20 protein-coding genes are annotated in these 19910 nt (G+C 60.6%); 8 read left to right on the top strand and 12 right to left on the bottom strand.

Annotated features, from left to right (window positions below; all coding sequences use genetic code 11):
- Positions 1–53: 53 nt before the first annotated feature.
- Both arfB and ASC90_RS14565 read left to right on the top strand, forming a co-directional pair.
- Entirely contained in the window at positions 54–488 is a 435-nt protein-coding gene (gene arfB, locus ASC90_RS14570) for an alternative ribosome rescue aminoacyl-tRNA hydrolase ArfB (protein ID WP_056541650.1), read from the top strand.
- 1 nt (position 489) lies between these two features.
- The gene (locus ASC90_RS14565; RefSeq protein WP_056541647.1) at positions 490–1101 is read left to right on the top strand and encodes an alpha-ketoglutarate-dependent dioxygenase AlkB; all 612 of its coding nucleotides are present in this window, start codon (positions 490–492) and stop codon (positions 1099–1101) included.
- On the opposite strand, the gene coaA is transcribed toward ASC90_RS14565, so the two are convergent.
- The 7 genes from coaA to hisB are packed head-to-tail and all read right to left on the bottom strand — an operon-like array spanning position 1098 to position 5755.
- Positions 1098–2093, bottom strand: a complete 996-nt coding sequence (coaA, locus tag ASC90_RS14560; RefSeq protein WP_056541644.1) for a type I pantothenate kinase — start codon at positions 2091–2093, stop codon at positions 1098–1100. The genes ASC90_RS14565 and coaA overlap by 4 nt on opposite strands.
- Entirely contained in the window at positions 2093–2413 is a 321-nt protein-coding gene (locus ASC90_RS14555) for a phosphoribosyl-ATP diphosphatase (RefSeq protein ID WP_056541641.1), read from the bottom strand. Before ASC90_RS14555 ends, coaA begins: the two co-directional genes overlap by 1 nt.
- A 16-nt stretch (positions 2414–2429) precedes the next feature.
- Positions 2430–3218 (bottom strand): imidazole glycerol phosphate synthase subunit HisF, encoded by a 789-nt coding sequence (hisF, locus tag ASC90_RS14550; RefSeq protein WP_056541640.1) that lies wholly within the window; start codon positions 3216–3218, stop codon positions 2430–2432.
- On the bottom strand, positions 3215–3964 hold the full coding sequence (gene hisA / locus ASC90_RS14545) for a 1-(5-phosphoribosyl)-5-[(5-phosphoribosylamino)methylideneamino]imidazole-4-carboxamide isomerase (protein ID WP_056541637.1): 750 nt from the start codon (positions 3962–3964) through the stop codon (positions 3215–3217). Before hisA ends, hisF begins: the two co-directional genes overlap by 4 nt.
- Before the next feature lie 26 nt (positions 3965–3990).
- Positions 3991–4641, bottom strand: coding sequence for an imidazole glycerol phosphate synthase subunit HisH (gene hisH, locus ASC90_RS14540; protein ID WP_056541635.1), 651 nt, complete (start codon positions 4639–4641; stop codon positions 3991–3993).
- On the bottom strand, positions 4641–5123 hold the full coding sequence (locus ASC90_RS14535) for a DUF2628 domain-containing protein (RefSeq protein ID WP_056541632.1): 483 nt from the start codon (positions 5121–5123) through the stop codon (positions 4641–4643). Before ASC90_RS14535 ends, hisH begins: the two co-directional genes overlap by 1 nt.
- Before the next feature lie 23 nt (positions 5124–5146).
- Entirely contained in the window at positions 5147–5755 is a 609-nt protein-coding gene (gene hisB, locus ASC90_RS14530) for an imidazoleglycerol-phosphate dehydratase HisB (RefSeq protein ID WP_056541629.1), read from the bottom strand.
- 178 nt (positions 5756–5933) lie between these two features.
- Between hisB and hslV the strand changes: the two genes are divergently transcribed.
- The 5 genes from hslV (at position 5934) to ASC90_RS14505 (ending at position 12666) form a co-directional block, all read left to right on the top strand.
- The gene (gene hslV, locus ASC90_RS14525; protein ID WP_056541626.1) at positions 5934–6461 is read left to right on the top strand and encodes an ATP-dependent protease subunit HslV; all 528 of its coding nucleotides are present in this window, start codon (positions 5934–5936) and stop codon (positions 6459–6461) included.
- Positions 6462–6494: 33 nt separating this feature from the next.
- Entirely contained in the window at positions 6495–7802 is a 1308-nt protein-coding gene (gene hslU, locus ASC90_RS14520; RefSeq protein ID WP_056541622.1) for an ATP-dependent protease ATPase subunit HslU, read from the top strand.
- 189 nt (positions 7803–7991) lie between these two features.
- On the top strand, positions 7992–8939 hold the full coding sequence (locus ASC90_RS14515; protein WP_056542603.1) for a DUF1402 family protein: 948 nt from the start codon (positions 7992–7994) through the stop codon (positions 8937–8939).
- Positions 8940–8989: 50 nt separating this feature from the next.
- Positions 8990–10402 carry a cytochrome P450 gene (locus ASC90_RS14510; protein ID WP_056541619.1) on the top strand — a complete coding sequence of 471 codons (1413 nt, stop codon included), beginning with the start codon at positions 8990–8992 and terminating at the stop codon, positions 10400–10402.
- A gap of 92 nt (positions 10403–10494) precedes the next feature.
- Positions 10495–12666, top strand: a complete 2172-nt coding sequence (locus ASC90_RS14505) for a malate synthase G (RefSeq protein WP_056541616.1) — start codon at positions 10495–10497, stop codon at positions 12664–12666.
- A gap of 78 nt (positions 12667–12744) precedes the next feature.
- On the opposite strand, the gene ASC90_RS14500 is transcribed toward ASC90_RS14505, so the two are convergent.
- Positions 12745–13431, bottom strand: a complete 687-nt coding sequence (locus tag ASC90_RS14500) for a L,D-transpeptidase (RefSeq protein ID WP_056542602.1) — start codon at positions 13429–13431, stop codon at positions 12745–12747.
- A gap of 181 nt (positions 13432–13612) precedes the next feature.
- Here ASC90_RS14500 and ASC90_RS14495 point away from each other — a divergent pair, with 181 nt between their 5' ends.
- Positions 13613–14107 (top strand): MmcB family DNA repair protein, encoded by a 495-nt coding sequence (locus ASC90_RS14495; RefSeq protein WP_056541613.1) that lies wholly within the window; start codon positions 13613–13615, stop codon positions 14105–14107.
- Between the two features lie 2 nt (positions 14108–14109).
- Here the strand turns inward: ASC90_RS14495 and ASC90_RS14490 are convergent, their stop codons facing one another.
- The 4 genes from ASC90_RS14490 to ASC90_RS14475 form a co-directional block, all read right to left on the bottom strand.
- Positions 14110–14685 (bottom strand): ActR/PrrA/RegA family redox response regulator transcription factor, encoded by a 576-nt coding sequence (locus ASC90_RS14490; protein ID WP_056541610.1) that lies wholly within the window; start codon positions 14683–14685, stop codon positions 14110–14112.
- A gap of 69 nt (positions 14686–14754) precedes the next feature.
- Positions 14755–16065 carry an ActS/PrrB/RegB family redox-sensitive histidine kinase gene (locus ASC90_RS14485; protein ID WP_056541606.1) on the bottom strand — a complete coding sequence of 437 codons (1311 nt, stop codon included), beginning with the start codon at positions 16063–16065 and terminating at the stop codon, positions 14755–14757.
- A gap of 26 nt (positions 16066–16091) precedes the next feature.
- Positions 16092–18548: an ATP-dependent helicase HrpB gene (gene hrpB / locus ASC90_RS14480; RefSeq protein ID WP_056542600.1), complete on the bottom strand. Its 2457-nt coding sequence runs from the start codon at positions 18546–18548 to the stop codon at positions 16092–16094.
- Between the two features lie 5 nt (positions 18549–18553).
- Positions 18554–19498 (bottom strand): ornithine cyclodeaminase family protein, encoded by a 945-nt coding sequence (locus ASC90_RS14475; RefSeq protein WP_056541603.1) that lies wholly within the window; start codon positions 19496–19498, stop codon positions 18554–18556.
- Between the last annotated feature and the right edge of the window lie 412 nt (positions 19499–19910).

Genomic DNA, 19910 nt, shown 5'->3' with positions numbered 1-19910 from the left:
CGGCCGGGTTTTTGCGTGTTTCCAAGCAGCCGGTGATGTGAGATAGAAATCTCATGGCCAGCGAACCGCTCTACATCAGTGACAGGATTACCATCGCCGGATGGGAATTGACGGAGCAGTTCGTTCTGGCGGGCGGTCCCGGCGGGCAGAACGTCAATAAGGTTTCGACGGCCGTCCAGCTGTTCTTCAACATCCAGACTTCGCCGGCGCTGAACGAGCGCGTCAAGATCAATGCCATGAAACTTGCGGGCCGGCGCATGTCCAAGGAGGGCGTGCTGATGATCGAAGCCAGCCGTTTCCGCAGTCAGGACCGCAACCGCGAGGACGCGCGCGAGCGGCTGAAGGAGTTGATCCTCGAAGCTGCCAAGCCGCCACCGCCGCCGCGCAAGAAAACCAAACCGACGAAAGGTTCGGTCGAGCGCAGGCTGAAGGCAAAATCCGGTCGCTCTGACGTGAAGAAGATGCGCGGTCGCCCCAGCGGAGATTAAGTTGATGCAGCTGCCGAACGGCGTTCGCCATAGGCTGGACTATCTGAACCGCTCGCGGCAGGAGGCGCTGGTCGACATTGTCCGCGCGATCGTTGCCGAAGCACCGCTGTTTGTCCCCGCCATGCCCGGCACCGGCAAGCCTATGTCGGTTCGCATGACCAATTGCGGCTCGCTCGGCTGGGTCACCGACCAGGAGCGTGGCTATCGCTATCAGCCGGCTCATCCGCTGACCGGCAATCCATGGCCGGCGCTGCCACAGGCGCTGCTCGATCTCTGGGACGATGTATCCGGTTATGCAAAACCGCCTGAAGCCTGCCTCGTCAATTTCTATTCCGACGAAGCAAAAATGGGTTTGCATCAGGACAAGGACGAGCAGGATCTGGAAGCACCGGTCGTCTCCATCTCGCTCGGAAATGCCTGTCTCTTCCGCGTTGGCGGCCCGGTCCGCACGGACAAGACCATGTCCTTCAAGCTCTCCAGCGGTGACGTCGTTGTTCTGGGCGGGAGGGGGCGTCTGTGTTTCCACGGCGTCGACCGGATCTATCCGTCGACGTCGACGCTGCTGAAAAACGGCGGTCGCATCAACCTGACGCTCCGCCGCGTCAGTCTCTAGAGCTTGCGAAGCGCGACCTGCTCCGTGAGGTGATTCTGCCCCTTGCGCAATATCAGGTCAGCGCGCGGTCTGGTAGGCAAGATGTTCTCGCGCAGGTTCTTGAGGTTGATGTTCTCCCATAGCCCTTCGGCTATCGACACGGCTTCCTCCTCGCTGATCGAGGCATAGCGGTGGAAGAACGAATTCGGATCGCGGAACGCCGTCTCGCGCAGCCGCATGAAACGCGTCACGTACCAGTTGTGAATCCGGCTTTCTTCGGCGTCGATATAGATCGAGAAGTCGAAGAAGTCCGATACCATAGGCACGATTTTGCCACCGGCGGGCAGATCACGCGACTGCAGAACGTTGATCCCCTCGAAGATCAGGATATCGGGCCGGTCGATGATCTTGTGTTCGTTGGGCAGCACGTCATAGACCAGATGCGAATAGGACGGCGCCCTGACATTTGGCTGCCCCGCCTTGATCGCCGCCAAGAAGCGCAGGATTGCACCCGTATCATAGCTCTCGGGGAAACCCTTGCGTTGCATGAGGTTCTCACGCTGCAGAACGGCGTTCGGGTAGAGAAAACCGTCGGTGGTAACCAGATCAACCTTCGGGCTCGACGGCCAGCGGCGCAGTAGCTCCTTGAGGATACGAGCGGTCGTGGACTTTCCGACAGCAACCGAACCGGCTATCCCGATGACGAAAGGCGTCTTCGCCACGTCGGACAAGCTCAGGAAACGGTTGCGCTGCTCGAAAAGCAGTTGCGACGATTCCACATGCGCGGAGAGAAGGCGCGATAACGAAAGATAGATGCGTCGCACTTCGCTGAGATCGATCGGGTCGCCCATAGAGCGCAGGCGGTTGACTTCGTCGCCCGTCAGGGTCAGCGGCGTATCGGCGCGGAAATGAGCCCATTCCTCTGACGAAAAGAAGTGATAGGGCGAATAGGCATTCGCCTCGAAATGGTCGAGCGCTTCAGGCGCTCCGGTGATCTGTCTTGCGATGCTCATCAGCTTTGCCGGCTGGCCTTTTCCATGAGGCCGGACTGAGCGGTGCGATGCTCAAGTTCCGCCATAACATTTTGTAACGGAATGCCTGCGATCTTCAATACGACCAATAGGTGATAGAGAACGTCGGCAGCTTCATAGGTGAGGTTGTCACGATCGCCAACAACGGCTGCCATCACGACCTCGATAACCTCTTCGCCCAGCTTCTTTGCCGCTTTCGGCTGTCCTGCAGCAACAAGTTTCGCGGTCCAGGACGCGTCCGGTGAGGCTTTCGATCGTTCGCTGACGATCTTTTCGAGGTCAGCCAGGGTAAATTCGCTCATGATTCCGCTTTCAAGCTTAGTCGAGACGCATATCGATGCCGCAGGAAGACATATAGCGCTTCGCCTCGCCGACGGAATAGGTGCCGAAATGGAAGATGGAAGCAGCTAGAACCGCCGTTGCATGGCCTTGCTTGATGCCGGCCACCAAATCGTCGAGATCGCCCACTCCACCGGAGGCGATAACGGGAACCCGCACCGAATCCGCAATCGCCCGGGTCAGCTCGAGATCGTAGCCGACTTTGGTTCCGTCCCGGTCCATCGAGGTAACCAGCAGTTCGCCGGCGCCGCGCTCGACCATCTTCAGCGCAAATTCGATGGCATCGATGCCGGTAGGATTGCGGCCGCCGTGGGTGTAGATCTCCCACGCACTGATGTTGTCGCCGCCAACGCCCCGCGTCAAACGGCGCTTGGCATCGATCGACACGACGATGCACTGGTCGCCGAACTTGTCGGCCGCTTCGGCCACGAAATCAGGATTGCTCACCGCAGCCGAGTTGATCGACACCTTGTCGGCGCCACAAAGTAGCAGCTTGCGGATGTCGGCAATAGTGCGAACACCACCGCCGACCGTCACCGGCATGAAGCATTGCTCGGCCGTGCGAGCCACCACGTCGAAGATTGTCTCGCGATTGTCGGACGACGCGGTGATGTCGAGGAAGCACAGTTCGTCAGCGCCGGCCGCGTCATAGGCCTTGGCGGCTTCGACTGGATCACCGGCATCGACCAGGTTCAGGAAGTTGACGCCCTTGACGACGCGGCCGTCCTTGACGTCGAGGCAGGGGATGACACGAGCCTTCAGGGTCATTGCGCAGTCTCCTTCGCCCGCGCCGCCTTGATCAGTGCCAAAGCTTCCCGGGGATCGATACGGCCATCATAAAGTGCCCGGCCTGAAATAGCACCTTCGAGCTTGCGCGCGTCGGGCTGCAGCATACGCTTCACGTCGTCGATCGAGGCCAAGCCACCGGACGCGATGACCGGTATGGAAATCGACGCGGCGAGGTGCAGCGTTGAATCCCAGTTAATACCGGTCAGAATTCCGTCTCGATCGATATCGGTGTAGATGATCGCCGCTACGCCTGCGCCTTCGAATTTCTTTGCCAGCTCGGTGATCCCGAGTTCGGAGGCTTCCGCCCATCCCTCGACGGCCACCTTGCCGCCCTTGGCGTCGATGCCAACGGCGACGTGGCCGGGAAACTTCTTGCAGGCTTCGATGACCAACGCCGGATCACGCACGGCAACGGTGCCGAGGATCACCCGCGACAGCCCGCGCGACAGCCAACTCTCGATATGGTCAAGCGTGCGAATGCCGCCGCCAAGCTGGACCGGGCTCTTCGTCGCCTTCAGGATAGCATCCACGGCCGTGCCGTTTACGCTTTCGCCGGCAAAAGCCCCATTCAGGTCGACCACATGCAGCCATTCAAAACCCTGGTCTTCAAAGGCTTTCGCCTGTGCGCCGGGATCTGGATTATAGACGGTGGCCTGCTCCATGTCGCCAAGCTTGAGGCGAACGCACTGGCCGTCCTTGAGGTCGATGGCAGGAAATAGGATCATTCAAGCGGTCCTTGGATGGCGCGAGCTCAGGGCTTCCAGCGCAGGAAATTGGCAATCAGGGCGAGGCCGAGCTTCTGGCTCTTCTCCGGATGGAACTGCGCGCCGGCCATGTTGTCGCGCCCGACAAACGCCGTCAGCGGTCCGCCGTAGCCTGTGGTCGCGATCACATCGGCGCGGTTCTTCGCGGCCAGATGATACGAATGCACGAAATACGCATGCAGCCCATCCGGCCCTGTTGAGATTCCGTCGAACAACGGGTGAGGGTTGTGCAGGTCGAGCGTGTTCCAGCCGATCTGTGGAATCTTCAGATCGGCATCATCAGGCGTCATCTCGACGACATCACCCGGAATCCAGCCGAAGCCTTCGGTGGTCGTCTTCTCCAATCCGCGCGACGACATCAGCTGCATGCCGACGCAGATGCCGAGGAAAGGCCGCGCCTTCTTCTCGATCGTCTCGATCAGCACCTCGGTCATCCCGGGCACCGCATCGAGCCCGCGCCGGCAGTCGGCATAGGCGCCGACGCCCGGTAGTACGACGCGGTCGGCAACGGCGACATTCTCGGCCTTGTCGGTGAGGTCGATCACCGCGTCGATGCCGGCCTCGCGGGCCGCGCGTTCAAATGCCTTCGTTGCCGAGCGCAGGTTGCCGGAGCCGTAGTCGATAATTGCGACGCGCATCAGCGTCCTCCATCAAAGCCGAAGAGACCGAGCGACGTGGCACTGCCGCGATCGCCACGGGACGCGCTGTCCCATTGCGGCGACGGCATCGCTTTTTCGTCACGCATATCGGTCTGAACATCTGAAAAATAGATCTCCTCGGCCACATCAAGCGAGTCGGCCGAGATCAGCGCATTCTCGTCCCAGCCCTTGGAGACGAGGTTGCGAACACGAAAATTCTGCCCTTCCAGCGCCACCAGCAGGCTGGTGCCGAAGGTGACTACGGCACCGACGATCCAGAGCCCCGGCCGGTCCATCAGCGCTCCGCCGATGCTCTGAGCCAAGAAGGCAGCGATCGCGTGCAGCCAGAGCCGATGCGATGCCAACCAGATCCATGGAAAAAGGAAGCCGAGCATGGTAAAGCCGTCGCGAATGAACCGCGTCTTCTCGTGTGCCTTATCGGCTCCATCGGGCGTTGTCAGAACCAGATAGCTGGAAGTCATATCGTCAAGCTCCCTGAAGGGGCTCAGACGAGCGTGCCCTTCGTCGAGGGTACACGGCCCGCCTGCCTCGGATCGATCTCGGTCGCCGTGCGCAATGCGCGGGCAACGGCCTTGAAGCAAGTCTCGGCAATATGGTGATTGTTGGCACCATAATGGTTGAGAATATGCAAGGTGATGCCGGCATTCTGGGCAAGTGCCTGGAAGAATTCGCGCACCAGTTCGGTATCGAAGGTACCGATCTTCGGCGCGCTGAAGGCGACGTTCCAGACGAGGAAGGGACGGCCGGAGAGGTCGACGGCAGCTTTCGTCATCGTTTCGTCCATCGCAAGGTCGATCGATGCATAGCGGGTGATGCCGCGACGATCGCCGAGCGCCTTGGCGATGGCCTGGCCGATGGCGATGCCGGTGTCTTCGACGGCATGATGATCGTCGACGTGCAGATCACCCTTGGTCTCGATCTCCATGTCGATCAGCGAATGGCGCGACAACTGGTCGAGCATATGGTCGAAGAAGCCGACGCCGGTCGAAATCTTCGATTGTCCGGTGCCGTCGAGATTGACGGAAACGGATACCGAAGTTTCGTTGGTCGTGCGCGATACTGCGCCGGTGCGGCTTGCTGCGGTCTCGGCCATATGGCTGCTCCATCCGGTAATAAGCGGGTTCCTTATCAGGCGAGCCGGGAAATATCCAGAACCGCGGCCGGAGAAATTGTAGCCATTTGCAATCGGCATTTACCAACTTACATAGGGCTCAACGGGGCCGATGCACGGCCCGAGGTAACGGCCCGCCTGACGGGCCAAGGTGTATTGGATGACAACGATTATTACAGTTCGCAAGGGCGGCAAGGTCATCATGGCGGGCGACGGTCAGGTCAGCCTCGGTCAGACCGTCATGAAGGGCAATGCTCGCAAGGTGCGCCGCATCGGAAAGGGTGAGGTCATTGCCGGTTTCGCTGGCGCCACCGCCGACGCTTTCACGCTGCTCGAGCGGCTTGAAAAGAAACTCGAGCAGTATCCCGGCCAGCTGATGCGCGCCGCCGTCGAGCTCGCCAAGGATTGGCGTACCGACAAATATCTTCGCAATCTCGAGGCGATGATGTTGGTCGCCGACAAATCGGTGACGCTGGCAATCACCGGCAACGGCGACGTGCTTGAGCCCGAACATGGCGCGATCGCCATCGGCTCCGGCGGAAACTATGCCTTTGCGGCTGCCCGTGCCCTCATGGACAGTGACAAGTCTGCCGAGGAAATTGCCCGCCGTGCGCTCGATATCGCTGCCGACATCTGCGTCTATACCAACCACAACATCGTGGTCGAAACGCTGGATGCCGACGCCTAGTTCAAAGACATTCATCCTGATGGGATATAGACGATGACGACATTTTCCCCCCGCGAGATCGTTTCCGAACTCGACCGCTACATTATCGGCCAGCATGAGGCAAAGCGCGCCGTTGCAATTGCGCTCCGCAACCGCTGGCGCCGCCAGCAGCTCGAGCCCGACCTGCGCGACGAAGTCATGCCCAAGAACATCCTGATGATCGGCCCGACCGGCGTCGGCAAGACGGAAATCTCCCGTCGCCTTGCCAAGCTCGCCGGCGCACCGTTCATCAAGGTGGAAGCCACCAAGTTCACCGAAGTCGGTTATGTCGGCCGCGATGTCGAACAGATCATCCGCGATCTTGTCGAAGTTGGAATCGGCCTCGCTCGCGAAAAGAAGCGGTCAGAAGTGCAGGCGAAAGCCCACATGAGCGCTGAGGAACGCGTTCTCGATGCGCTCGTCGGATCGACCGCTTCTCCTGCGACTCGCGACAGCTTCCGCAAGAAGCTGCGCACCGGCGAACTGGATGACAAGGAAATCGATATCGAAGTGGCCGACACCAATACCGGTATGGGCGGCTTCGACATTCCCGGCATGCAGGGCGGCAATATCGGCGTGCTCAACCTGTCGGAAATGTTCGGCAAGGCAATGGGGGGCCGTACCAAGAAGGTCCGTACCACCGTCAAGGCGTCCTATGCCGACCTGATCCGCGACGAATCCGACAAGATGATCGACAACGAAGTCATCCAGCGCGAGGCGGTGCGGGCCGTCGAGAACGACGGCATTGTCTTCCTCGACGAGATTGACAAGATTGCTGCCCGTGATGGCGGCATGGGCGCGGGGGTGTCCCGCGAAGGTGTGCAGCGCGATTTGCTGCCCTTGGTCGAAGGCACGACGGTTTCGACGAAGTACGGGCCGGTGAAGACAGACCATGTCCTCTTTATCGCGTCGGGCGCTTTCCATGTCTCCAAGCCCTCGGATCTGCTGCCGGAATTGCAGGGCCGCCTGCCGATCCGCGTCGAGCTGCGCCCGCTCACCAAGGAAGACTTCCGCCGCATCCTCACAGAAACCGAGGCGAGCCTGATCAGGCAGTACGTGGCGCTGATGCAAACCGAAGGCCTGAACCTTGAATTCACCGATGACGCGCTTGATGCGCTCGCCGATGTAGCAGTTCACCTGAACTCGTCGGTTGAAAACATCGGCGCCCGCCGTTTGCAGACGGTGATGGAGCGGGTGCTGGATGAGATTTCGTTCAACGCACCGGATCGCGGCGGCACCGCCGTCACGATCGACGCGGACTATGTCCGCAAGCATGTCGGCGATCTCGCCCAGAATACGGACCTGTCGCGCTTCATCCTGTGATGCGGCAGCACCGGTCTCCATCTTTACCGATGCGATGACGGGATTTTGACAGGGTCTACTCTCGACAGCGGGCCTTTTACTTTTTAGTGAAGGGCCCGTTTTGTTGTATGCGCCAGCATTATTCGGCCAAGATTGTGGTCCAGTCAGCGCGCTTCGCGACCAATGCCAGGAACGATGGGAACGCTGATCTTGCGACGCCTTCTGACGAGCCTTTTGATTGCTGCCGCCGTGCTGACCGCGGCGCCCGCTTTTGCTATCGAGCTGGTGCCACCGGGCAATCGCCATGTGGAGCAACCGGATATTCCGGGTGCGTCCGTTCGCCGGACCAAGGGTACGAAGACGTCATTCGATCGCAAGTACGACAAGGTTCGCGAGCTGCTCGCCACCGACCACGAGCTTATGGGCAAGATCAAGAAGATGTCGGCAGCCTACGGCATCGACCCGATCCATGTGGTCGGCGCCATTGTCGGCGAGCATACCTACAATGTCGACGCCTATGACCGATTGCAGTCCTATTACGTCAAGGCTGCGTCCTACGCCGGCGAAAGCTTCCGCTTCGCCTACAACGGCGAGGACGTGGATGATTTCATCCGGCGGCCGCAGTTTGCAGAATGCAACGGCAAAGGCGACTCCTACACGGTCTGGACCTGCCGCGAGAATGTCTGGGATCGCGATTTCCGTGGCAAGAACGTCGATGGCAAGGGCTTTCCGAACAATCGCTTCAGCGCCGTGTTCTTCCAGCCCTTCTATGCCGGGCAGACTTTTGGCCTCGGTCAGATCAATCCGCTGACGGCGCTAATGCTCTCCGATCTCGTTACCAAGGTCTCGGGCTACGAGAAGCTGAACGAGAAAGATGCCGGCAGCGTCTATAAGGCGATCATGCAGCCGGACATCTCGCTCGCATTCGTCGCGGCCTCTATTCGCCGGTCGATCGACGACTACAAGCAGATTGCGGGCATGGATATCTCCAACAATCCCGGCCTGACGGCGACGCTCTACAATGTCGGCAGTTCGCGCCAGCGCGCAGCCGCCCTTGCGGCCAAGAACCGGGCCGCAGGCCAAGCGGTCTGGCCGGAAGAGAACTATTACGGCTGGCTGGTTAATGACAGGCTGGACGAGCTCGAAAGCCTGCTCTAGTTCTAGCCTTGCCGGGAGGTTCGATCTCTTCCGCGAAAAGGCTGAAGCTCATGGACATGCGTCCGGATCCGTTTGTACCGCCCGCGCCGTTGCCTCGCTCCGTGCCGCCGAGCCGGATTGAAATCATCCGTACCATCCTGCGCAATCCCCTGGAGCTGTGGGGCGAGCCGTCCTATACGCTGCCGTGGATCAAGACACGCTTCTTCAGGGAAAGCACGATCATCGTCAACGATCCCGGGCTCATCAAGCACGTGCTCGTCGACAATGCCGCAAACTATCGCATGTCGGACATTCGCCAGCTGATCCTGCGCCCGATCTTGCGTGACGGACTTTTGACGGCCGAGGGCGAGGTCTGGAAGCGGTCTCGCAAAGCCGTCGCGCCGGTCTTTACCCCGCGCCACGCCAACGGCTTTGCCGGGCAGATGCTGCGCCAGTCCGAGGAGTATGCTCGAAAGTACGAAACTGCCGGCAATGAGGGTGAAACGTTCGAGATCGCCAGCGACATGACGGAGCTGACCTTCGCAATTCTCGCCGATACCCTGTTCTCCGGCGAAATCGTCACCTCTTCGAACAGTTTCGCAGATGATGTGAACAGCCTTCTCCACCGCATGGGCCGCGTCGATCCGATGGATCTCCTGCGGGCGCCGTCGTGGGTACCGCGATTGACCCGCATCGGCGGGCAGAAGGTCCTTGAGAAATTCCGCGGCATCGTGAGGCAGACGATGGATGCACGCCTTAGGCGCATGAAAACGGACCGGTCTTCAACGCCCGAGGACTTCCTCACCCTGCTTCTTGACCAGGCAACGACAGGCGGTCTCTCCAATGAGGAAATCGAAGACAACATCCTAACCTTCATTGGTGCGGGTCACGAGACGACCGCCCGGGCGCTTGCGTGGACGCTCTATTGCGTCGCGAATACTCCGCATTTTCGCGACGCAATGGAAGAAGAAATCGACCGTGTTCTGGCAACTGGCGCTGAACCGGTGCAATGGCTCGATCTCATGCCCTGCACTCGCGCGGCATTCGAGGAGGCCCTGCGCCTCTATCCCCCGGCACCTTCAATCAACCGTGCGGCCATCGCACCAGATTGCTGGACCGACGCGAATGGCGAAGCGGTCGAGATCGAAGCCGGCGTCACCATCCTCATTATGCCCTGGACATTGCATCGCCACGAGCTCTACTGGGAAAAACCCCGCGCCTATATTCCGGAGCGATTCCTACCGGAAAAACGGACAAAGATCGGCCGCTTCCAGTTTCTTCCCTTCGGTGCCGGTCCGCGCGTCTGCATCGGCGCAACCTTCGCTCTGCAGGAAGCTGTGATCGCTCTCGCCGTAATGATGCATCGCTTCCGTTTCGATACGACGGACCAGACCAAGCCTTGGCCGGTTCAGAAGCTTACGACTCAGCCACAGAACGGCCTGCCGATGCGCGTGACGCCGCGAATGATGTCCAGAAACGCATAAATCTTTCTAACTATTGCATAATTGACTATAAATGAAAGCTGGGCAAAGTGGCAGCATGCGAAATGCCGCTGCGGGTCCGAGGAGACAATTGTATGAGCCGAGTCGAGAAAAACGGTCTAGCGATCGAAGCTATCCTTCATGAGTTTCTGGTCAAGGAAGTCCTGCCAGGGCTGCATGTCGATGCGGAAACGTTCTTTGCCGATTTCTCTGCAATCATTCACGATCTTGCGCCGAGGAACCGTGAGCTGTTGGTCAAGCGCGATGCGCTCCAGCTTCGCATTGATGACTGGTATCGTCAGCACGGCGCTCCGACCGATATGGAAGCCTATCAGAGCTTCCTCCGCGAGATTGGCTATATCCTGCCTGAAGGCTCCGACTTCAATGTGTCGACGACGAACGTCGATCCCGAGATTGCGTCCATCGCCGGGCCGCAGCTTGTTGTGCCCGTCATGAACGCCCGCTATGCACTCAACGCCGCCAATGCTCGCTGGGGCTCGCTCTATGACGCCCTTTACGGCACCGATGCGATCCCTGAGAGTGATGGTGCGGAGAAGGGCGCAGGCTACAACCCGAGGCGCGGCGACAAGGTCATTGCCTGGGTTCGCAATTTCCTCGACGCGGCTATTCCGCTGACGGATATGAGCTGGAACGAGGTCGCCGGCTTCACGGTCAGGGACGGCGTGCTCGTGATTGCTTCCAGCGACGGTGAGGACGCCTTCCTTGCTGACCAGGCACACTTTGCCGGCTATCGAGGCGATGCCGCCGCGCCGACCGACGTTCTCCTGACGAACAACGGCATTCATATCGACATCGTGATCGATGCGTCCACTGCCATCGGCAACGGCGATGCGGCAAACATTTCAGATGTTTGGCTTGAATCCGCCATCACGACCATTATGGATTGTGAAGACTCGATTGCCGCAGTGGATGCCGAGGACAAGACGGAAGTCTATCGCAATTGGCTGGGCCTGATGAGGGGTGACCTTCAGGAAGAAGTCGTCAAGGGAGGTTCGAGCTTCATCCGCAAACTCAATCCGGACATAGACTACAATGGCCCGGACGGAGTGCCCTTCGAGGTGCATCGTCGTTCGCTGATGCTGATTCGCAACGTCGGCCATCTCATGACCAATCCGGCTATTCTCGATCGCGATGGCAATGAAGTGCCGGAAGGCATCATGGATGCCATGATCACGGGTCTGATTGCCCTCTACGATATCGGGCCGAACGGCCGCCGCAAAAACTCGCGCACGGGCTCGCTCTACGTCGTCAAGCCGAAAATGCATGGACCGGAGGAAGTCGCGTTCGCCGTCGACATATTCTCCCGCGTCGAGGATGCACTCGGCCTCGCACGCAACACCATCAAGATGGGCATTATGGACGAGGAGCGCCGCACGACGGTCAATCTCAAGGAATGCATACGCGCCGCACGCGAACGCGTGGTTTTCATCAATACGGGTTTCCTCGACCGTACCGGCGACGAGATCCATACCTCGATGGAAGCAGGCCCGATGATTCGCAAGGGCGACATGAAACAGGCTGCCTGGATCGCCGCCTACGAGAACTGGAATGTCGATATAGGTCTCGAATGCGGCCTGTCCGGCCATGCGCAGATTGGCAAGGGCATGTGGGCCATGCCGGATCTGATGGCGGCAATGCTGGAGCAGAAGATCGCGCATCCGAGAGCCGGCGCAAACACTGCCTGGGTGCCATCGCCAACGGCGGCGACGCTGCACGCCACCCACTATCACCGCGTCAACGTGGCGCGCGTCCAGCAGGGCTTGAAGGATCGCGCTCGCGCCAAGCTGAGCGACATTCTGTCCGTGCCGGTCGCCGTCCGTCCGAACTGGACGCCCGAAGAGATACAGCGCGAGCTGGACAACAATGCGCAGGGAATCCTTGGCTACGTCGTTCGCTGGGTCGATCAGGGTGTCGGTTGCTCCAAGGTTCCTGACATCAACAATGTCGGCCTGATGGAGGATCGGGCAACCCTGCGCATCTCTGCCCAGCACATGGCCAACTGGTTGCACCACAAGGTCGTCAGCGAGGCCCAGGTCACCGAGACGATGAAGCGCATGGCGGCGGTCGTTGATCATCAGAATGCTTCCGACCCGGACTATCATCCGATGGCTGCCGATTTCGACGCTTCGGTCGCCTTCCACGCTGCACTCGAGCTTGTCTTGAAGGGCAGGGAACAGCCGAATGGCTATACCGAACCGGTACTGCATCGCCGCCGCCGCGAGCTGAAGGCGAGGCAGGCCGGCTGATTGCCGCGCCGCGGATATGCAAAGGCCGCCGAAACGCAGGTTCAGGCGGCCTTTTTTATACCGAACTTCAGGTCCAGCTTACTGGATGACGATGACCTTGGATGTCGCCTTGCCCGGACGGACGCGGCTGTAAAGATCGATGACGTCCTGATTCATCAGGCGAATGCAGCCAGACGAAGCGGCGGTGCCGATCGATGCCCATTCCGGCGTGCCGTGCAGGCGAAAGAGGGTGTCCTGGCCCTGTTCATTGAAGAGATACATGGCGCGGGCGCCGAGCGGGTTGGTGAGGCCCGGACCCATGCCGTCCTCGACGTATTTGGCAACCTCGGGCTTGCGCTCAGCCATTTCCTTCGGCGGATGCCAGGTGGGCCATTCCTGCTTCCATGCGACGTAGGCGGTGCCGGCCCATGCAAAGCCCTGCTTGCCGACGCCGATGCCGTAGCGCATCGCCTTGTTGTCGGGCATGATGTAATAGAGGAAGCGCTCGCGCGTGTTGACGATGATCGTGCCCGCGCGTTCGGAGGTTTCATATGAGACGACCTGCCGGCGGAACTGCGGCTTGACCCTCTGGATCGGAATCGCGGGCAGAGAGTATCCGGCATCCGATGTCATGCCATAGGCATCGTCAAAGATTTGCGCGGTCTGGACGATCGGCCCGGGCGTGCTCGGGTTTTGAACGGAGGCGCTTTCGGAAGTCGTGGAGCAACCGGCCAGAGCGAGCGTCGCCATCAGGCCGAATACAGGAAGTGCATTGCGGATGCGCATGGATGTCTCTTGGGAAAAGGGCAAGGGAGGATCGTTCTTTTGAACCATCTTTGATTATGGTTTATTTTCGATTAACTTCGCCATTGCAAGCTGTTGCAGTGCGGCAAAACGGATACGCGGCGGCAAACTAGAATCTCATGGTTTTTTTGCAACAACGCGCGCCCTAGACACACGGTTATCCATGACGATTTTGAGTGTTTACAATAACAACCCGTTAATAGATGGCCGGCAATCAGACAGAGCCATGCTAGTGCGCCGCGGGACTCAGATTCTACTTCACGAGATGCGCCACGCGGTGCTGCCGGAATTGTCGCTGGCCAGCGGACGGCGTGCCGACCTGATCACCATTTCGGCGAAGGGTGAGATCTGGATCATCGAGATCAAGACCTCGATCGAAGACTTCAGGGTGGACCGCAAATGGCCGGACTACAGGCAGCACTGTGACCGTCTGTTCTTTGCGACACACAAGGATGTGCCGCTCGATATCTTTCCGCAGGAATGCGGCCTGTTTCTGTCCGACGGTTACTGCGCGCACCTGATCCGCGAAGCGCCAGAGCATCGCATGGCATCTGCTACCCGAAAATCCGTGATGCTCGATTTCTCACGCGCTGCTGCCCAGCGCCTGCTGGTCGCCGAGTGGGCAAGCGGCAAGCCGTTGGATGTCGACGACAGCTGATCTTATTTCGGAGCGCGCTTCGCCAGAATCCGCTGCAGCGTCCGGCGATGCATGTTGAGGCGTCGTGCCGTCTCGGAAACGTTGCGTTCGCATATCTCGTAAACGCGCTGGATATGTTCCCACCGAACGCGGTCGGCCGACATCGGATTCTCAGGCAGTTCGGCCTTCTCGCCGGCCCGTTGGGTCAGCGCCGCATAGACGTCGTCCGCATCGGCGGGCTTCGCGAGGTAATCGACCGCACCAAGCTTTACCGCCGTCACCGCCGTCGCGATATTGCCGTAACCTGTAAGCACAATGATGCGCGTATCGTCACGACGCTGCCGGATCGCCTCGATGACGTCCAAGCCGTTGCCGTCGCCGAGGCGAAGGTCGACCACCGCATACTTGGGCGGATGGCTCTTCGACTTCGCGACCCCTTCGGCAACCGACTCTGCCGTCTCGACCTGAAAGCCACGCGTCTCCATGGCACGCGCCAGCCGTCTCAGGAACGGCCCGTCGTCGTCGACGATTAACAGGCTTGCGTCAGGACCGATGTGATCGGCGTTCGCTGCAGCAATTTCGTGGTCGTGCTCGCTCATTGTCGTTGGTCCTGGCGTTTATCCGCCTGATATAAGTCAACTGTTCCATTCTTCATTATGCCGATAGCGTCACTTTGTCGAATTTGCATCGAGCAGCATGCGCGGCCATTCGACACGGACACGGGCGCCTGCGCTCTCCGGTGCCCGGTTCTCGAATATCAGTGATGCACCGGATCGTTCCAGGAGCGTTTTGGCGATGAAGAGACCCAGGCCGAGCCCGCCGGCCCGGTCTTCCCGCTGCCGTTTGGTGACATACGGTTCGCCAATTCGCGTCAGGATATCGGAAGAGTAGCCTTCGCCGTCATCCTCGATCGTGACGCGAACTCTTCGGTGGTCGTGTTCCACGGTCACGACCACGTTCTGCCGGGCGTAGTCAATGGCGTTTTCTATCAGGTTACCAAGCCCGTACATGATGCCGGCATTTCGATCGGTAATCGGTTCTCCTTTGCGGGGGCTCTTTTCGATCATTTCGAGTTTGATCCCGAATTCACGGTGCGGCGCAATGACCTCCTCCATCATCGATGAGAGGGGCAGTCGCCGCAAATGCGCCTCGCCTTCCGCCGACAAGGTCGCCAGTCGTCGCAGGATATCGCGGCAGCGCTCGCTCTGGCTGCGCAGCAACTGTACATCCTCGCGAAACCGGTCGTCATCCTTCAATTCCCGCTCCATCTCCTTGGCAACGACGCTAATGGTGGCAAGGGGGGTGCCGAGTTCGTGTGCAGCCGCTGCAGCCAGACCATCGAGTTGCGAAAGATGCTTCTCCCGTTGCAGCACCAGTTCCGTTGCAGCCAATGCGTCCGCCAACTGGCTGGCCTCCATGGAGACCCGGTATGCATAGAAGGCGGCGAAGGCCATGGTCGACGCGATCGAGCACCAGACCCCGAACTGCATGACGGTGTGGACGTTGATTTCCGCGCCGTTGAACCAGGGCAGGGGAAAAGGCGAAAAAGCCAGGATCGAGATGCAGATCATGGCGACAATGATAAGCGCTGTACTGTACCGAATGGGCTGCGATGCGAAGGAAATGATGACAGGTACGCAAACCAAGGCAGCGAACGGGTTGGCAAGGCCGCCGGTGATGAAGAGCAGCGCGCACAATTGCAGGAGATCGAATCCGAGAAGCGCAAACGCCGCGCCAGGATCGATGCGGTGCGTGGGTGGGTAGCGGATCATCAAATAGAAGTTGACCGACGCCAATGCAGCGATCAACACCACGCAGGCAACGAGTGGCAACGGAAACTTCAGCCAGAAGGCAACAATGAAAACGGTTAGCGCCTGACCGCCGACGGCAAGCCATCTGAGGCGCACCAGCGTCTGCAGCCGCAGTCGCCGGCTGCTGTGCCTGTCTTCCACTGACACGTTATCGATATGATCGACCATCGGTACTCCCGGAACCTTCTTATGGCTCATGTACCACGCGGCTTCACGCGTGTCGTTGGCGCGGCCTCTTCGGGATGCTCGGGCCAGGGGTGTCGGGGATAGCGGCCGCGCATGTCGGCGCGCACATCCTTCCATGATCCGGCCCAGAATCCGGGGAGATCGCGCGTGGTCTGGATCGCACGATGCGCCGGCGAGGTCATCTCGAGAACCAGCGGCAGCCGACCTCCACCAATCGTCGGATGCTGCCTCAATCCGAACAGCTCCTGCACGCGGATCGTCAGCAGCGGCTCCTCGCCATCATACTGTATCGGATGACGGTGCCCCGTCGGCGCCTCGAAGTGGGTGGGGGCGAGGCGGGCGAGGTCGCGCTGCAAGTCGTGCGGCACGAGCGACATCAAACCATTCGAAAGGCCGCCGGCGGAAATGTCGGAAAGGCCGCGTGCCTCTGCCTGGAAGGGGACGAACCAATCATCGAGCCGCGCCAGCAGCGCGTCATCCTGCATGTCGGGCCAGGGCTCACCGATGCTTCGGTGCAGAAAGCCGATGCGCTCGCGAAGCTGCTTTGCTTCCCTGGAGAAGGGCAGGTGGTCCAGTCCGAGCTCCCGCAGGCCTTCGGCAAGTGCCCTGCCGACCGCTTCCCCCGACGGGCGCGGAAGCGGCGTTTCCTCGAAGACGATCGCCCCCAGCCGGGTCGCGCGTCGTGCCCGCACCTGGCGGCTCTGCTGGTCGAAAAAGGTCTGGTCATCGGTTCTGATCTCGCCGGGAAGCTCGGCCTCAACCATGGCACGCGACACTTCCGCCGCTGCCAGAATGCGCCCTTGCGCCGCGCGTCCCGTCACATCAGCGATCACAAGCATCGTGCTGCCGGCAAGCCGCTCGGTCTCGGGGAGTTCCGCGCCACGGCCGTTCGCCATGACGAAGCGCCCCCTGCCACCACGTTGCAGGGCGGTGCGGTCCGGGAAAGCATGCAACAGCAGTTGTCCAACCAAGGCCGGTTCGCTGGCCTTGACCGTGTCGAGACCCATTGCCAATCGCGCCGCAAGTTGCCGTGCGCCCTCCGCCCGGTCAGTCTTCTCTCCCTTGAAACGCCGCGACCTCTCTTCGAGATCGATGCTGGTGCCGCCGAGCCCCTGTTCAGTCAAAAGCACTGCAAGCATCGCCGCATCCCGCGCGTGTCCGCTTTCCCCGGCCGACACAACCATTGCTGCCAGTCGGGGTGGCAATGCCAGGTCGCGCATCATCCGCCCGCGCGACGTGAGCGCGCCGTCCTTGTCAAGCGCGCGAAGTTGCCGAAGCAGGGTGCGCGCTTCGGCAAGTGTCGTCTCGGGAGGTTGGTCCATGAAGGCGAGAGACCGAGTATCCTGCACGCCCCAATGCGCAAGATCGAGCATCAGACCGGAAAGATCCGTCGACAGAATCTGCGGTGGCGTAAATGCCGGCAGCGCAGCTGTCTGGCCTTGGTGCCAAAGGCGAATGGCAATGCCCGGCTCTGTTCGTCCGGCGCGCCCGGCGCGCTGGTCCGCAGATGCGCGCGATACCCGCACCGTCTCCAGCCGCGTGATACCCGTCGATGGCTCGAACACCGGCAGTCGCTGCAAGCCTCCATCGATGACGATCCTAACGCCGTCGATGGTAATCGATGTCTCGGCGATCGATGTCGCAAGCACGATCTTGCGGGTGCCTGGCCGCGCTGGCCGGATGGCGGCGTCCTGTTCTTTCTGGCTCAGGTTGCCGTAAAGCGGCGCGATCACGGATTGATCGCCGAATCGTCCCGCCAGCCGCTCGGCCACGCGCCCGATCTCGGCCTGCCCCGGCAGGAAGGCAAGGATGGACCCGGCTTCGCTGCCGTGCGCGTCTATGATCGCCCGCGTCACCGCGTCCTCGATTCGCTCGCCGGCCGGCCGGTCCTTGTAGCGGGTATCGATCGGAAAGCTCCGCCCCATACTCTCGATGACAGGCGGATGGTCGAGCAGCTCGGCCACGCGCGCGACGTCGAGCGTAGCCGACATCACGAGAATCCTGAGGTCGTCGCGCAAGGCTGACTGCACGTCGAGTGACAGCGCCAGCCCGAAGTCGGCGTCGAGCGAGCGCTCGTGGAATTCGTCGAAAATTACCGTTGAGATGCCGGCGAGCTCGGGGTCGTCAAGGATCATCCGCGCGAAGACGCCTTCGGTGACGACTTCGATGCGGGTCCTCAGCGAAACCTTGTTGTCCAGGCGCATCCGGTAGCCGACCCTCTCGCCGACCGCTTCGCCCAGCAGCGAGGCCATTCGGCCGGCTGCCGCCCGCGCCGCCAGACGCCGCGGCTCCAGCAGGATGATCCTACCGTCGCCGCGCCATGCCTGAGCGAGAAGATAGAGTGGAACCAGCGTCGTCTTGCCGGCACCCGGCGGCGCTGACAGCACGGCGCGCTTCTGGCTCGCCAGCGCCCCGGCAATGTCGGGGAGAACGTGCGAAACCGGCAGTTCCGGCAGCGGCGGCATCGTGGTCACCGCGGCACCGTCGTCTCATAGGCGAGAATCGCTCCCGCCAAGTCCTCCAGAGCGGCGCCGACCGACTTGAACAGAGTGATCTCCGAACCGTCGGTCCGCCCGGGATGTCGGCTGGCGACCAGCTCGGCGAGTTCCGCCTGAATCCCCGCCTCGGTTAGCACACCACTCTTCAAAGGCTGGACGATATCGCCCGCCTCGGCCATGGCCCCGGCGCGGGTGTCGACGAAGACACTTGCTCGGCGGATAGCCGCATCATCGCTTTCGCGCATGCTGGGTTTGAACGCGCCGATAAGATCGAGATGAGCCCCTGGCTTCAGCCAGTCTCCGGAAACGAGGGGTTCAGCTGAAAGCGTCGCGCAGGAAACGATGTCGGCAGTGCGAACGGCGGCTTCGAGATCAGCGGCAGTCTCGACCTCCAACCCGACCGCGCGCGCCTGGCCGGCAATCCTCTCGGCGTTGTCGAGGTTGCGCCCCCATATGCGGAAGCGTTGGAGCGGACGCGTTACCGCGTGTGCCTGCAGCAGATTGAGCGATAGCCGCCCGGTGCCGCAGACCAGCAGTTCCTTTGCCTCCGGATGCGCGAGTGACCGCGCGGCCAGCGCCGAGGTCGCTGCTGTGCGTCGCGCCGTCAGCTCACCTCCATCAATGGCAGCCAGCATTTCGCCCGTCTTGGCGGAAGACAGGAGATAGGTCCCGAATATCGCGGGCAGCGACCGTTGTGCGTTGTCGGGGAACACCGACAGGATCTTGACGCCTGCGTAGCGTCCGGGCACCCAGGCTGGCATCAACAGAAGCGTGGCGGCGCGCTCGCCCGGAACCTCCATGTCATGATGGTGCCGTACCGGTGTCACGCAGTCGCCCGCGAACATCGTTGCCAGTGCCTCGATCAGTTCCGGCCACGGCAGTGCCGCGCGCGTCTGTTCAGCGTTCAGGACAAGCATGCTGTATTCCCCTTGTATGTCGCTTTCGCCACCAAACTATCGATGGGTGGCCACCGCACGCAAGCCGTCTTGCGTTTGCCAGCCGGCTGTCCAGTCAGGAATGGCAGGATTTCTACCGCGTGAAGTGGAGGAGAGACGAACAATGCAAGCAGCGGCGGTAATTTGCCGCCCGAATTTGACCGAAACTTATGGTCCCCGAAAATTTCCAATAGAAAACAGCGTGTTACAAAAATGTCAAAAAACTTTTGCGCGGTGTGTTGACTTGGAAAAGGGGTAGGCCTTATAAGCCCACTCACTGAACGAGGGCGGCGGCGCTGCTGGCGACGATGTCCTTCGCTTCTGAGTTTCCGGATTGGCTGCGATGCTGATGAGGGTTTGTTTCCGGATTGGCTGCGATGCTGATGAGGGTTTG

The organism is Rhizobium sp. Root1220, assembly GCF_001426265.1.
GTDB lineage: Bacteria > Pseudomonadota > Alphaproteobacteria > Rhizobiales > Rhizobiaceae > Rhizobium.
Note: the sequence above shows the minus strand (reverse complement) of the source record. Positions and strands in the feature narration are given on the sequence as shown.